General features: G+C 67.2%; 6 protein-coding genes. 4 read left to right on the top strand and 2 right to left on the bottom strand.

The genetic code is table 11. From position 1 onward, the window contains the following. Window positions 1-546: 546 nt before the first annotated feature. Window positions 547-900, bottom strand: a complete 354-nt coding sequence (locus tag ACZ7OI_RS20355; protein WP_470265752.1) for a hypothetical protein — start codon at window positions 898-900, stop codon at window positions 547-549. A gap of 500 nt (window positions 901-1,400) precedes the next feature. After that, on the bottom strand, window positions 1,401-2,288 hold the full coding sequence (locus ACZ7OI_RS20350) for an RICIN domain-containing protein (protein ID WP_470265751.1): 888 nt from the start codon (window positions 2,286-2,288) through the stop codon (window positions 1,401-1,403). 139 nt (window positions 2,289-2,427) lie between these two features. Here ACZ7OI_RS20350 and ACZ7OI_RS20345 point away from each other — a divergent pair, with 139 nt between their 5' ends. The 4 genes from ACZ7OI_RS20345 to ACZ7OI_RS20330 all read left to right on the top strand — a co-directional run bounded on the left by ACZ7OI_RS20345 (window position 2,428) and on the right by ACZ7OI_RS20330 (window position 15,655). Beyond that, window positions 2,428-6,741, top strand: coding sequence for a DNA/RNA non-specific endonuclease (locus ACZ7OI_RS20345; protein ID WP_470265750.1), 4,314 nt, complete (start codon window positions 2,428-2,430; stop codon window positions 6,739-6,741). Window positions 6,742-6,789: 48 nt separating this feature from the next. Beyond that, entirely contained in the window at window positions 6,790-7,389 is a 600-nt protein-coding gene (locus ACZ7OI_RS20340) for an SMI1/KNR4 family protein (protein WP_470265749.1), read from the top strand. A gap of 1,028 nt (window positions 7,390-8,417) precedes the next feature. Further along, window positions 8,418-8,918, top strand: a complete 501-nt coding sequence (locus tag ACZ7OI_RS20335) for a hypothetical protein (RefSeq protein WP_470265748.1) — start codon at window positions 8,418-8,420, stop codon at window positions 8,916-8,918. Window positions 8,919-9,418: 500 nt separating this feature from the next. Further along, entirely contained in the window at window positions 9,419-15,655 is a 6,237-nt protein-coding gene (locus ACZ7OI_RS20330; RefSeq protein ID WP_470265747.1) for a PA14 domain-containing protein, read from the top strand. Window positions 15,656-15,670 lie beyond the last annotated feature (15 nt).

Genomic DNA, 15,670 nt, shown 5'->3' with positions numbered 1-15,670 from the left:
CCACGGTCCTGCTCCAGCTTTGCTCCAGGAAAATTCGCATGAATGCGCATTATGCTTTCATGCCCACCGCATTGCCTCGCGGTGCGGACGTGTTGTCCCAAACCCGTGGTGACGAGGACGGTCTGTGCTCGGTTGTCGGTTGGAGAGGTCGACGATGTCAACTGGGTTCTAGCGAGGAGCACGGCGAGGACGTCCTCCGCAACACGGGCTGGCTGATCGTATCCCTGCTTGCGTGAGGAGAACGCGCCCGAGGTCACGCTCGACGTTCATCCTTCCGGACAGCCCCGATCGCGCGGGGACGGCTGGGAGACGCTAGAGACCACTGTCGGAGCGGAGGGACCACCCCCGCTCGCGAGGGGAAGACCCTTCGTGACCTAGGAGTTCACCTGGCACCGGGTGCGTTCTCGTTCACTTTCTTCTGGCGACTGTGTTGGTCGTCTGTGCTAGTCGGCGTGGTGGAGGGGGCTGGGTTGGTCTTGAAGGAGGGCGGGTGTGGTGTCTCTGGGTGACGAGCTGTCGGCGTGTTCAGCGCGGTGATGCGGACTGTCAGACACGGAGGAAGGTGTCCTTCAGCGTGAAGGCCGGTTGGAGCTGCACGAGTGTCCGGCCGTGACTGGCTTCCGTGCGGTACTCCACCACGACGACTGGTCCGGTTTCATGGGCTTCGATCGTGAGCAGGGTCGCGTGTTCCCGGTAGATGTCGACGATGACTTCTGCGTACCGCTTGTACCGGATGCGGACGCTCCGATCACATGCGTCCCAAGTGATGTGGAGTTCCTCGGTCCTGGAGACGAGCGCTTTGACCTCTCGCACGAGGTCGTCACCCGATACCTCCTCGAACTGTGGGAGGACGCCGAAAACGGAGAGCCACACATCGTCTTCGGCAACCACGAACTCCACCCGGCCAACCTACCCGCCAGCCCACCGCCGCCGGCAATGCGCGTCGCCAGCCCACAGCACGGGACGGGGACGGTCAAGACCGCGCTGAACCGCAGTGTGCCGCAGCCATAAGGCTTGGCTCAGCACCGCACCTCAGAATCGGTACAAGTCCTCCGTCTCGGCAACACGCTTGAGGACAATGTCCAGGAGACCGATTCCCACATCGCCGCGACCGTGAACGCCGGCTGCTCGAAGCCCTTCCGGTTCGACGGGAACGCGGCTGTCGGAAGCATGACGCTGTCCGACGACCGCGCGTGGCGGGGGATGGCTGTCTGGGCGCGGTGCTGGGTTCTAGGCCCGGTCGCCGTGGGATGCCCGTCCGCCGGGGCGAGCAGTGCGGGAGCGGAGACCTGGTTGCGCTCGCACCGGTAACCGCGCTGTCGGGCCGGACTTCTGCATGAACGACGAGAGCCGGTCGCCGCGCACAGTGGCGGCGACCGGCTCATCGAGGTGTTGTGGGGTCAGACGGGGATGATGGTCCATTGCTGGTTGGGGTGGACGAGGTCCATCCATTGCTGGACGAGTGTCGCGTTTCCGGTTTGGTTGCCTGCGGCTTCGATGACTTTGCCGGAGGCGACGTTGCGGAGTGCGACGGCGCTGCCGGGCGCGGTGGTGATTTCCCATTGCTGGGCCGCGCCGTTGTGGCAGGTGTACTGGGCGATGTTCGCGCCGTTGTCCGCGCCCGCGGCGTAGAGGTCGAGGCATTTGCCGGAGTTGCGGTTCTTCAGGGCGTATTTGCTGCCGCCGAGGTCGACGACGTCCCAGATCTGTTTGGGTGCGGCGGTGGAGCAGTCCCAGAGTTCGGCTCCGGCGAAGTCGGCTTTGGCGTCGTTGCCGACTCCGGCGATCTGGATGCAGCGTCCTGATTGGACTCCCTTGAATTCGACGGCTTTGGCGGTGACGGTGACGAGGGAGTAGGCGATGGTGAGGCTGCTTTCGCTGCTGTAGTCGATCCGTCCGCCGGCGAAGGTGTTGCGGCGGCCCTTGGGCAGGGGGAGTTCGTCGCTGGTCGGGAAGCCCAGGAAGGATTTCTCCGCGCCGAGCGAGAGCCACTTGAGGCGGATGTCGCCGTAGACGGCGTGGGCTCCGGTGGCGGGGGACCAGTAGATCGAGGCTCCGTTGCTGAGGGTGATGAATTCGCCCTTGCCGTCGGCGGTCTTGGCGGTGTCGGCGACGGGGTAGCCGAGGAGACCGGTTTCCTTGCCGAATTCGGCGTATTTGGCTCCGATGGTGCCGTAGACGGCCCCGGGGAGACCGCCCCGGTCTGGGCCGCGATCACCGCGTCCGCGAACAAGAACCGCACTGCCTGGACCGGCGAGGGCTCGTTCGCGACCGGGCAGACCGTGCACTGGACCGACGTCTCGGGCCAGGCCCAGGCCGGGGTCGACCGGATGTCGAAACCCGCCTGAACCCGTTCTCCGCTGATCTTCCGCGGCTCCGCCGGGGCGGTGTCGTGCGCTCTGTTCTGTCGACGAGGGGTGCGTTGCTGTGCGCAGACTGTCCAGAAGACCAAGAAGACACGCCGCGACGACCTCCGGATGGCATCGGGGCCTCGTCGTCGCGATGACCGCCGCCCTGCTGGCCGTGACCGCCGGGGAAGGCGCGAACGCCGCCGCCGCGTCGGCGGCAACGGCGACTCACGGGCAGTGGCAGCCGCCGGACAAGAAGCCGCCTGCGGTCGCCGCGCATGCGGCCGCGGCGGGGGGACTGGATCCCGAAGACGCCGCGCTGATCAAGCAGATGCAGCGGGACTTGGTCACCGACATCGCCGACCACGACGAGGACCAGGAGGTCCGCGACGCCGCGCGGGAGACGCTGCGCCGTACCGACGCCGGCGACGCGGGCGCGATCGACGAGTTCTTCGCGCACGGCAACATGGACGCCAGAGCCAAGGCCAGGAAACGGAAAGCCGACGCGGACGCGGCCAACCGCGCGCTGATCGAGCCGCTGGCCGGGCAGGGCGGCCCTGAGTTCAACGCGGCTGTGGATCGGGCGTTGAAGGGCGATGCCCGCGCCCGGGAGAACTTCCTCGCCTACGAACGCGACATCGCGGCCGAGCAGGACCGCAAGAACGACGCTTTCGACAAGGCATACAAGGCCCGGCGTCGCGGATACGTGCAGATGGTCACCGACCTTGGCAGGCCGGAAGTGTCGGCGGCGGCGAAAGCCGCGCTGGCGCAGGGAGATGCCGCGATCGAGAAGTTCTTCGCGACCGGGTATCTCGAGGCCGCGAAACGCGACGCCGACGCGCGCGAGAAGCATCTGGCGGATTTGGAGAAGCAGCGCAAGGAGGCCGAGGCCGCGTCCGATCTCGCTCAGCGCACGGTGCGGGCGATGGCCGCGCGCCGATACCTGCTGTCCGCCCACGCCGACGGGGTCCGTGCGCTGGAACGGGCCGCGAACGACATGACCGCCGCCGCCAACACTTCCCGCGACATCGCGAACACCCTCGCCGCCGACCAGGCCGGGCACAGCTATCACGCGGAGCTGTACCAGCGGGCGAAGGACGAAGTCGCCAGGCACGTCGCCAACGCGGCTACCGACGCGCAGAACGCGCAGGCCGCTGCGGGTGCGGCGGTGGCGCAGGCGAACATCGTGGTGCAGAACGGGATGCCGCACGGCTCGGAATGGGCGAAGGTCGTGCAGGCGATGGGCGCGTCCGCGACCGCCGCGAAACAAGCCGCCGACACCGCCTCGCACGCCGTCGACGCGATCGCCGCAGACGCCGCTGCCACCGACGCTTCGGAAAAAGCCAAAGCACACGAGGAAAACGCCCGCCAGTGGCGCGCCAACGCCGAGGTGAACGCCGCCGCAGCCAAGCAGCTGGCACAGGCCGCGGCCGACCAGGCTGCCGCGGCGGCTACCGCCGCCGCGCGGGCCAAGCAGTCCCACGCCGACGCGCTCGCCGCTTTGCATCAGGCGCAGCAGCACGCGCAGAACGTCAAGGACTCCCGCGCCGCCGCCGAACGCGAGCGCGACATCGCCGCGGCCAAACGCGCCGAAGCCGAATCCAACCGGCAGCAGGCCGCCGCGAAGCGCGCTGAGGCCGAGGCCAAGCAGCGCGAAGCCGCCCAGCAGCGCGACATCGCGGTGCGCGAAGCCAACGTCGCCGCCCAGAAACGCCGCGAAGCCGAAGGCCAGGCCGACATCGCCGCGCAGAAACGTGGTGCCGCCCAGCAGCAGGAACAGATCGCCGCTGACCGGAGCAAGGACGCCCGCCGCCAGGAAGTGGTTGCCCGCGACGCCGACACCGACGCGCAAACCCAGGAAGCCAACGCGAACCAGGCCCGGGACTACGCCGCCGAGGTGGCGAAGTCCGCGGAGACCCTCAACCGCAAGGCCGAGATCCTCGAGGCCCTTGCGCAAAAAGCACAGGGCATGGCCGAGGTTGCCCAGGCCGATAAGGACCGTGCCTGGAACGCCGCGCACCAGGCTCGTGCCGACGCCGACCAGGCTGCTGCGGCCGCGAGGCAAGCACGGTCGGACGCCGACGCCGCCGGCACCGCCGCGGCCAACGCTCGCAGCGCAGCGATCCAGGCCAACTCCGCGGCCAGCAACTCCCGCGCTGCCGCTGACCGCGCCCAGGCCGCAGCCTCCCAGGCCCGTGCCGCCGCTGACGACGCGGAAGCGGCGGCGGAGCGGGCTCGGGTCGCCGCTACCGAAGCCCAGGCCGCCGCTGCCCGCGCGGACCAGGACGCCACCCGCGCCGAATCCGAGGCCGCGCTCGTTCACCAGGCCGCGATGCGCGCCAACGCCGCTGCAGCCGATGCCACTGCTGCCGAAGCGCGCGCGGCGCAGAACGCTCGCAACGCCGCCGACCTCGCCCAGCAGACTGCGGTCAAGTCCGCACAGGCGCTGGAGGCCGCGCAGCGCACCCAGGACGAGGCCAACGCCTCCGCGGTGGAGGCCTCGACCGCCGCGCTGCAAGCGGGCATCGCCACCCGCGCCGCAAGTGCGGCGGTGCAGTCCGCGTCCGGCATCGCCAACCCGGCCGACTCCGCGATTGGTATGGCCGCTCCGTTCGCGGGTACCGATGTCGACGCCGACTTCGCGCAGAACGTCGCCAACCGGGCTCGCGACACCGGTGCCAGCCAGGTCGACGCCGCCCAGGCCGCGGCCAACGACGCCGCCGAACGCGCCCGCATTGCCGCCGAAGCCGCAAAGAACGCGGCGGGCGAAGTCGCTCCCGCCTACCAGGCAGCCGCCGACGCCGCCAACTCGGCGTCCGCCGCCTCGCGATCCGCGGCAGATGCTCAGGCTTCTGCGGCCGAGGCCGCGAAGGAAGCCGCCGGGGCGCGTCAGGCTGCCGCCGACGCGAACGTCGTCGACACCCAAGCCCAGGCCGACGCCCAAGCCGCCCGCGCCGCAGCGAACCAGGCCGCAGCCGACGCCGCCCTGGCCGGACTGTCCGCTGACCAGGCCGAAGCCGACGCCCGCGCCGCCCGCACCGCCGCCGACAACGCCACCCGGGCAGCCAACGAAGCCTCCGCCGCGGCCACCCGCGCCGCTGCGGACGCCGCTGCGGCGCAACAGGCGGCAGCGCAAGCCGCCAGGGATGCCGAGGCCGCGCGTGCGGCAGCAGACCGGGCGGAGCAGCACGCCAAGGACGCCAACGACGCGGCCACCAACGCCGAGAACTACGCCCGCGACGCTGAAACCCGGGCGAAGAACGCGGCCAACGACGCCAAGGACATCCAAGCCGAACTCGCCAAACTCCAAGAGGAGTTGCGCAAGGCCGACGAGGAAGAGCAGCGCAAGGCCGCGGAGGAGGCGATCAACGACGACAGCGAGGTCCCCGCGCTCACCGCGGACGAGGAAACCGTCCTCCGCAAGGAAAAGGGCCAGCAAGGCGTCGACGACTACAACAACAACCGAGCCAAGGCCAACGCCGGCCTCATGGGGTTCATCACCGAACAGGGCGGGCAGGTCCTGCTCGACCTCATCGGCTACACCGACGCCAAGAAATGCTTCACTGAAGGCGACTTCATCGCCTGCATCATGACCGTCGTCAACGCCCTGCCCCTGTTCAAGTTCATCTCCGTCCTCTCCAAAATCCCCGACGCCGTCTCCGCCACCGTCCGCATCGTCAAAGGCATCCGGTCGTTCAAGGACGCCGTCGTCGCCGCCCGCCGCATCACCACCAACCTCCGCAACTACGTCCGAAGCCTCATCAAATGCCGCGCACCTGCACTAGCCGGCGGCGGGGGAGAGGTCTGCACCGTCGTCGACAAAGAAGACGAGCTCAAGAAACCCGCACCCCGCGTAAACGCCGACCCTGGCCTCTGGCTCGACCCGATCAAGGACAAGAAAAAATTCGACGAGTGCGCCAACGGTGCCATGCCCAGAGACGTTCCCCTCAACGATGATCCGGAGCCGTTCACCTACCTCGGTGAACCGAACCTGCGCGCAGTCGGTGGCATTGAGTGCGTCGTCAACCCCAAGCAGGGCCCGAGCTATCGGGCAGATCCCGCCGGTTTTGACAGGGCGAAGTTTCAGCGTGGTCACCTGATCCCACGGCGATTCAGCGCCTCAGGTCCGCTGAAAAACATCGTCAACCAATACATCAAGACCAATCATCCGCTCATCAGCGGCATCGAAAGAGCCGTAGCCAACGCGCTAGGCTCCAACGGCAACACGGAGATCATCTACCGTGTAAGGGTCCAGTACCCCAGCAGCACGGCTGCGGTGCCGCAGTGGATCTTCATCGATGCCATCGGCAACAACGGCTACCGCTGCCAGGCCGTCGTAGAAAACGTCGAAAGCGGAAATTCGCCTAACACCAAGATCGACTTCTGCTCCTGATAGCATTTCGCCCAACACTGCACGCGTTCGTTGAACCAGCGAGGAAACATGAACCAACCATCAGCATGGCGATCGATCGACGACCTCGCCGAGGTCTCCCGATGGACTGGTGGAATCCGTAAAGGCAGGAGTTGGGAGGAAGTTGAGCGGGCTGTAGGCATCGGGTTCCCTGACGACTACAAAGACCTGATGTCCCGGTTTCCATCAGGTTTCTTCCGCAACAGTATCTCCTTCAATAATCCCATTGACGCACGTACTGACCTGGACGCGTTCGTTCGCGACGACATCCAGGGTGTGCTCGGGGCATTTTCTTATGGGGGAGGAGAATTCATGGAGGGAACAGATTACCGGCTGTTTCCCGAACCTGGCGGTCTTCTCCCTTGGGCTAACGACTCCGATGGCGGAAAGCTCTTTTGGCTGACCAAGCCTGCTGACCCGAATCAATGGCCGGTGGTATTCTGGGATCGAGGTTCTTTTGAGTGGACCGAGCATCTGGGTGGGGCCGTCAACGTGATCTGGGAAGTGCTTGTCAATCCAGGTGAAGACAATATCATGCGTATGAATTTTGGTTACGAGGAGCCAATTTTTCGGGTTCCGTCTACGCATTTGGGGGACGGTAAGTGGCTTCCTCATGAGGATTATCGTTAAAGCCTGGCTTCCTTGCTGGACGGCGAACCCTGGGTTATTGTCCTTTATGTCCCGTGGTTGGCAAGGAAATTTCCGGCTAACGGTCTGGTCGAACGACGAAAACTGGAACGGGCTGCCTGGCTGGCGACCCGCTCAGGTATGACTGGCTGGGTCAGGTTGCGCGCCAGGGCGTCGAGAATCATGAGCAGCTTGGCCCCTGGCTGTGAGTTGGGCAACCGTCATGGTCACGTGACATGTGACCATGACGGCGAGGCCTGTCCTTCTTCTCCGCGGATCGCTCCACGGTCTCCTGTCCTCCGGAATGCACTTGCAGGACTCGACAGGTCCACGTCCGCGGGGCACACTTCGGCGCTCCTGGACCGGGCTGGCGACGCGGGCTGATGTCAATGCGGGCCGCGGTGCGTGCGCAACTTGTCACCGGCCTCAATGCGCTGGCCGGTCCGCGACTGGTTTGCTTGCCGCTTGAGTGGTCACGCGGCAGGCGTCGGTTGCAATAGCCGAAGAAACCTCGGGACAATCGTCCGATTGGCGACATGTCCTGGAGCGGAGCATGCGCCCAATGTGAAATGGGGTCAGGGCTTGCTCCAGTGTTGCTCCAGCTACTGAACGGTAACTGAACTTCGGCTGCATAAATGTCACCGCGAAAAAACCGACCTGCCAGGACCTTTTGATCCTGCAGGCGGTGTTTCGTCACGGTGGAGCTAAGGGGGCTCGAACCCCTGACCCCCTCACTGCCAGAGTGGGCCGGGCAAGTCCCTGACCTGCGGTTATCGAGAACCCGCAGGACGGCCGCCGCAGTTGACCGCACCTGAGCGCAGTTCAATACTGCTCGGCGGCGTTGGGGCCATGGACCTGCTACAGTTCTGCTCCAGGAAAATTCGCATGAATGCGCACTACGCGTTCATGCCTGCCGCATTCTCTCGCGATGCGGAGGCGTTGAGTTCGCCGACCTGGTCGCGGAACGCAGTGCTGCAACCGGCCCCACCCTGAAGACACCGGAGCTGGCGCTGCTGGCCGAGCGAGACCAGTTGTCGGATTCGGTCTTTCCCGAAGTGCTGGCGCATGACACACCGTGGGAGAACTTGTACGGGGTCCTTGTGCGTGGCACCGGCAGCGGGTACACGCAGGTCCGTGAAGGCGTGATCCTGTCGCCCCTCAAGCCGCCGCGGCCGCGCCGCGTTCACCGGGTTCGTCTCGCCCTCACCGCATCGACACTGCAGCATCCGCTGGGCACAGTCCCGGCGATCTCCGCCACCCGCTGGAATGTGACCCGTCGGCCGCACGACGCGGGGCCTACGCCGGTCTACACGCCCGAAACCGTGCCCCGGACGGTCTTGGCCACCATTGCCGAGCTCAAGTCGCGTCGGCTGGCGCGTGCCCGCTTGCAGCCTGCCCTCGCGACCCTGAAGTCCCGCTCCGGACTTAAAGAGATATATGCGATTGCCGACGCTGTGGAGATGTCGGCGACCAAGAAAGCGCAGACTGACGCGAAGTGTCGTCGGACTTGTGCCGCTTGCCGCTGCACCTAGGACGACACGATCCCGAAGGCGTCCGATGGTCGGCGCTACTGCAGGGAACACCATGCTTTGGCGGAGGGGCGCTGGGAGCGGGCGATGCATCCCAGCTGCGGGATCTCCGGACAGCGGGCAGAGCGGCCGGGGGCGAACCGAGCACGGTCAAGGTCTCTTCTGGCGAAGTGGGTGTCACCCGGTCGGCTGCTTGCCGAACCCGTCTGCCGTGCGCTGCAGGGGTGACCTGCTGCTTTTACCGCGTCCGGGGTGGTCTGGACAAGAGTGTCCTTGCTCTCTGTTCCGGATGTAACGACAGGATGCGGATGAAGCGATGACTGATTCGCAGACCGGATGAACGAGATATTTCGGCTGTCCCGGCCAACGGGCATGAACGCTTCCGGCCGGTGTTGCGCGGCGCTGTCGGTGCCGGGCTTTCGGGTTGGCGCGAGCTGGAGTTCGCGTCGCGGGGAGGGACATTCGTCGTGCGCAGGTTGTCGCGTGCTGCCGAAAAGAGCCAGGTGCTCAGAGTTGTGTTGGTGCTGCTGATCGCGGTGCTGCTGGCCGGCACCACGGAAGCGGTCGCCGCACCCGCGAAGCGAGCGGAGGCCCCGGCGAGAGTCGATCCGCACGACGTCCCGTTCCTGCCGTCGCCGCCGCCGAGCGCGCCCCAGCTTGCGAAGCCGTCGAGCGCGGACTTCTCCGGGCTGTCGCGGTTGGACGGCGGCGCTGGCACGCATTTCGATCCGCAGCGTTCGAAGCCGGTGTCGCGGTCGATGTTCGCGACGGAGTACGAGAACCCGGACGGCACGCGTTCGGTGCGGCAGTCGAACCAGCCGATGAACGTGCAGGACGACAAGGGCGCGTGGCAGCCGGTCGACACGACGTTGAAGGCCGACCCGGCGACCAAGCGGTCGGATGCCGAGCAGCATCCGTTGAGCCCGTCGCTGGCGGGCAAGGCGAATGACCCGGCGGTGTTGCAGGTCGAGTCGGCCGGGCATACCGCGAGTCTCGCGCTGGATCAGGCGGCTCCCTCGCAGGCTGCGGTGAAGGGCGACTCGGTGACTTATCCCGAGGTCGCGGCGGGCACGGATCTGGAGTACGAGGTCACGCCGGGTGCGGTGAAGGAGACCATCAAGCTCAAGCGCCCGCCCGCGGACGGCCGGTCGAGCTGGCGATTCAAGCTCGACACCGGCGGTCTGACGCCGAAGCTCGACGCCAAGGCCGGATCGGTCTCGCTGCTGGACAAGGACGGCAAGGCGAAGATCGTGCTGCCGCCGGTGGAAACCTGGGACTCGGCGGGCAAGGGCGAAACCGCACCGGCGATGACCGGCGGCGCCTACGGTCTCGAGCAGACCGGCGACGAGTGGTGGCTGACCGTCTCGGTCGACGCGAACTGGCTGAAGGACCCCAAGCGCGTCTACCCGGTGTCGGTCGACCCGACGGTGACGTTCGGGGTGCAGTACTCCTACTCGTTCCGGTCTGACGGCAGCAGTTGCACCAACTGTGGTCTGCGGATCGGCAACAGCCAGGCGAACGGCGACACCTACAACCGGACGGTGGCGCATTTCGACTATGCGCCGTTGTGGGGCAAGACAGTGGTCGGCGCGACTGTGGACGTCACCCGCAATACGAGCGTGGTCGGCTCGGTCAAGACGTGGAACGCGAACCTGTTCCACGCGTCGGACAACAATTTCAACGGTGTCGGCCCGTTCCTGGCCAGCGGCTTGGTCGGGGATGTCGGCTCGTTCTCCAGCCAGGCTCTGACCACGTTCCTGCGTGAGCGGGTCAACGCCCGCGACAGCAACGTTTCCTTCATGCTGACCGGCGCGGAGAACCCGGGCGTCTGGACGTACAAGAACCTCAACGCCACCCTGACCGTCGACACCGGAAGCCCCGCTCCCGCAACGACGTTGGTCGCTCCGGCGGACAACTCGGTGGTCACCACGCTCACCCCGACCCTGTCGGTCAAGCCGGTGACCGACCCGGACGGCGACGCGGTGAAGTACTGCTTCCGCGTCGCGACGGGTTCGGACGCGAAGTCCGGCGTGGTCGTCGAGTCCGGCTGCCTGCCGACTCCGACCTGGACGATCCCGCCGGGGGTCCTGCAGGACGGCGTCGCCTACACCTGGCAGGCGATGACGTTCAGCGGCTCCACCACGATCACCCCGACCTGGGTCGGGCACCTGAAAGCCGACCAGCGCATCGGCGACCACGGCCCGTCTCCGACCGACGATGCGGGCCCGGTCACGGTGAACCTGGCCAACGGGAACGCGTCGCTGTCGCAGCAGAGCCCGTCGTTCACCACCGTCGGCGGCAACGCCGGGCTGAGCTTCACGTTCAACTCCCAGCAGCGGGAAACCAAGGGCCTCAAGGCTTCCTACTTCGTCGACCTCTCGCACAACGGCCTGATCAACGATGCCCAGCAGCCGGTGCTGGTGCGGACCGAGCCGCAGGTCAACGTCGACTGGGGCACCGACTCGCCGTTCCCGCCCGCGCTTCCCGCGGACTGGTTCGTCACCCGCTGGGAAGGCTTCTTCCAGGCCCCGGTCGCCGGGACCTATCAGTTCGCCGGGGTGCACGACGACGGCGCGGTCGTGTGGGTCAACGGCGCGAAGGTCTACGACGTCGGTGTCCCCAGCGACGTCAACTGGACCCAGTCGACCAACGTCACGCTGACCGCCGGGCAGCGGGTGCCGATCAAGGTCGAGAACGCCGAAGCCACCGGCGCGGCGAAGATGCGGCTGTTTGTCCGCACCGCCGACAACACGACCGTCGCGCCGCAGATCGTCCCGGCGGACTGGCTGTTCACCAACGACCTGCCCGCGCTCCCGCAGGGATGGACCCTCTCCGCAGACTTGGACGGTGACGGTTCCAGCTACACCGAAGCCAAGATCACCGACCAGAACATCGTGCTCACCGACGCCACCGGCGCCAAGCACACCTGGACCAAGAAGAGCACCGGCGGCTACACCCCGCCCGACAATGAAGACGGCGTCCTCGCCCTCGACACCAGCGGCCGGGTCACCCTGCACGACGGCGGCGACGTGTTCGCCTTCCGCGCCGACGGCAAGCTAGACACCCAATCCTCGGCCGTCGACTCGCGCAAACCCGCCGCGCTGCAGAACATCTACACCGGCGCGCCCGCGCGGCTGACTCAGATCAAGGACCCGGTCTCAGGCCGCGCGCACACGCTGCACTACAACCGCGCCGGCGACGACTGCTACGGCAGCATCAAGGTCCCAGCCGGAGCGGACGCGCTGCCGCCGTCGCAGATGCTGTGCCGCGTCAGCTACTGGGACGGCACCGACACCGCACTCTGGTACGTCCAGGGCCGCCTCGCCCGGATCGAAGACCCTGGTGCGGAGAGCAACGACTACCTCTACGACGAAGGCGGCCGCGTCACCGCTGTCCGCAGCCCGCTCGCCGCGGACTGGGTCGCGGCCGACCCGGCGAGCCGGAACCTGATCGACTACTACACCACCATCGGATACGCGGGCCAGAACGGCAAAACCCAGGTCACCAACGTCACCGAACCCGCCCCCGCACCCGGACAGCCACGCCCGAAGACGACCTACCGCTACGACCCCGCCAACCGCACCAGCTACACCGACACCGCCGGACTGACCCCGGCCACCGGGTTCGCGAGCAAGGTCACCTACGACGACGCCGACCGCACACTGTCCACAACAGACGCAGCTGGCAAGACGTCGACACAGGAGTGGAATCCGAAGGACCTGCCGCTGTCGACCACCGACCCTGCCGGGCGGAAGACGACGACGGTCTACGACTACGCCGACCGGCCCACCGACTCCTACGGTCCCGCGCCCGCGTCCTGCTTCACCGGGCAGCAGCCCAACGGCACCTGCGGAATGTCGCAGGGCCACACCAGGTATGACGAAGGCATCAACGGCCTTGCCGCTGCCTTCTACGACAACCCGACCCTCTCCGGCGCGCCGAAGGTCTGGCGCACCGGAATCGGCCCGGCGGACGGCAGCATCAAGAGTCCGTGGGAGTACAGCAACGACGTCGTCCCCGGGCTGAGCGCGGACTCGTTCTCCCTGCGCATGACGGGCGACATCGTCTTCCCCGCCGCGGGCGACTACAAGCTGCGGGCCAACGTCGACGACGGCATCCGCATGTGGATCGACGACCAGCTGGTCATGGACTACTGGCAGGTCAGCAACCCGGCTTGGCGCGAAGCGACCGTCCACAGCGACGCCGCGGGCCAGGCCAAGAAGATCCGCGTCGACTACTACGACAACGGCGGCTACGCCAAACTCGACCTCGACTGGATCGCACCCGGCAAAGCCGAGGAACTCATTCCAGGCAGCGCGTTGCACCCGCGCTACGGCCTGAAGACCTCCACGACAGCGTCGGAGTCGGACGGCGTGCCGGACAAGGCCGCCACTACCCGGTTCGACGAGAACGGTCTTGACCCCGTCTACGGCCTGGCCACGTCCGGGCAGGGCAACCCGGCAGGACTGAAGATCAACGGCTCGGTCTCCTATGAGACCCCCGGCACCGGCTTCCTGCGCAAGACCGGGAAGACCATGGCCACGGGCGCCAAGACCGTCTACGCCTACTACGGCGACACCGAAACCCGCGCCAACCCTTGTGCCGCGGGCAGCGCACCGGTGAACCAGGGCGGCCTGGCGAAACTGGTCACCTCGACCGCGCCGGCGACCGGCCCGGCACGGGTGGACGAACAGGTCTACGACGCCAGCGGCCGGGTAGTCGCCGAAGCCACCGGCGGCGACTGGACCTGCACTGTTTACGACAACCGCGACCGGCCCGTCGAGGAGCGGGTCCCCGCGTCGGCGACGTCGCCGGCACGCACTGTGAAGCACGACTACGCCGTCGGCGGCGACCCGCTCACCACCTCGGTCTCCGACGAGCAGGGCACCATCACCACGACCGCCGACCTGCTCGGCCGCGCGGTCGCCTACACCGACGTCAACGGCGTACGCACCGTCACCGGTTACGACCAGGCGGGACGGGCGACCTCCAGCACCATCACCCCGCCCAACAGCGCGGACGCACCGCACACGCTCACCTTCGCCTACGACGACGCCGGACGCGTCCAGAGCCAGAAGCTGGACAGCACGGTGCTTGCTGGCATCGCCTACGACAACGCCGGCGAACTCGCGTCCGTCACGTACGCAAACGGCACCAGCCTGAGCGCCGTCGGCAAGGACAGCGCCGCCCGGCCGTTGTCGCTGGACTGGAAAACCAGCGACAACAAGCACATCGTGTCCCAAGTCGGCCGCACCGCGGCCGGCACGATCATCGACGAGTCCCTCGCCGGGAACGACGCCCGGCCCAACTCGCCGAACTACGTTTACGACGGTGCGGGACGCCTGACCGAGGCCTACGTCACCGGGCACCACTACACCTACGACTACACCTCCACCGCATCCGCGACCTGCCCCACCGGCACCCAGGCCAACGCGGGCCTCAACACCAACCGGATGCGCCTGCTCGACCAGACCGCCTCCGGCACCGCGGAAACCCGCTACTGCTACGACGCGGCCGACCGGCTCCTGTCCACCGAAGGCGCCGCCGCGCTCACCGGGTTCACCTACGACGCCGACGGCAACACCACCAGCTGGAAAGCCGCCGACGGCAGCACCACGACCCTCACTTGGGACGGTTCCGGCCGCAACACCGGAGCCCGCACCACGGGCTCGGCCCCGGCGCTCAACGCCGACATCGCCTACACCCGCGACGCTACCGACCGCATCGTCCGCCGTGACCCCCGCGATTGCGACAACAACACCGTCGCCCGATACGGCTTCACCGGCGACGGCGACACCCCCGACCTGACCCTGAACACCGACAACCGCCTCACTTCGCTGTCGCTCGCGCTGCCCGGTGGCGTTCTCTACACCAGCAAACTCGGCAATGACGGCTCGTTCACGCCCAACTACGACCATCCGTCCGTCCGCGGCGACCTCGTCCTCTCCACCGACGCCGCCGGACACCAGGTCGGCGAACTGCGTTCGTACGACCCCTACGGCCAGCCCCTGGCCCCGTCGGGCGCGGTGGACACCCAGAACGTGCCGGACAACTCGCCAGGCTCGATGGACTACGGCTGGCTCGGCCAGTATCAGCGACCCTACGAGCACACCGGCGCACTGTCGCTCATCCAGATGGGCGCCCGCCCCTACAGCCCGCTCCTCGGCCGGTTCCTCTCCGTCGACCCCGAAGAAGGCGGCTCCGCCAACGACTACGACTACGTCGCCGGCGACCCCATCAACGCCCTCGACCTGGACGGGCACGGCTGGTTCAGTTCGCTGATCAGCGCCGTCACGAAGGTCGCGGAGGTGGTCTCCTGGGTTCCCGGCCCGATCGGAGCCATCGCCAGCGGGGTCGCCGCTGTCGGCAACGCGGTTCAGGGGAATTGGGGCCGCGCGGCGATGTATGCGGCCAGCGCCGTCACCATGGGAGCTGCCAAGTACGTAAGCGCCGCGGTGACAGCGGTCAAGGTCGTCAGCAGAGTAGCGAAGGCGGGCTCCCGCGCTGTTGCCCGCTTCGGCAGCAAGGCGAGCAAGGCACGGGTCGCCATGCGGACTGCCTTCGCGAAGAAGAAGAAACTCTCGTTGAACCAGTCCGGGCGGAACCCACATCACAAGGGAGCTAGCAAGTCGACCTCGGACAAGCACCAGAACGCCGCCAAACATGGTGGTCGTCGGCACATTCCGGTGAATCCCAACAAGCGAAACCGCGGTCACCACGGCATGGCGTTCAGCTGGTAAACGGCGGTACGGGCG

This window comes from Amycolatopsis sp. NPDC114503, from assembly GCF_055633655.1.
This window is presented reverse-complemented; position numbering and strand designations above follow the sequence as displayed.

Coding starts and splice junctions, on each gene's coding strand:
- ACZ7OI_RS20340 (WP_470265749.1), top strand. CDS start 6,790: ATGAACCAACCATCAGCATGGCGATCGATCGACGACCTCGCCGAGGTC.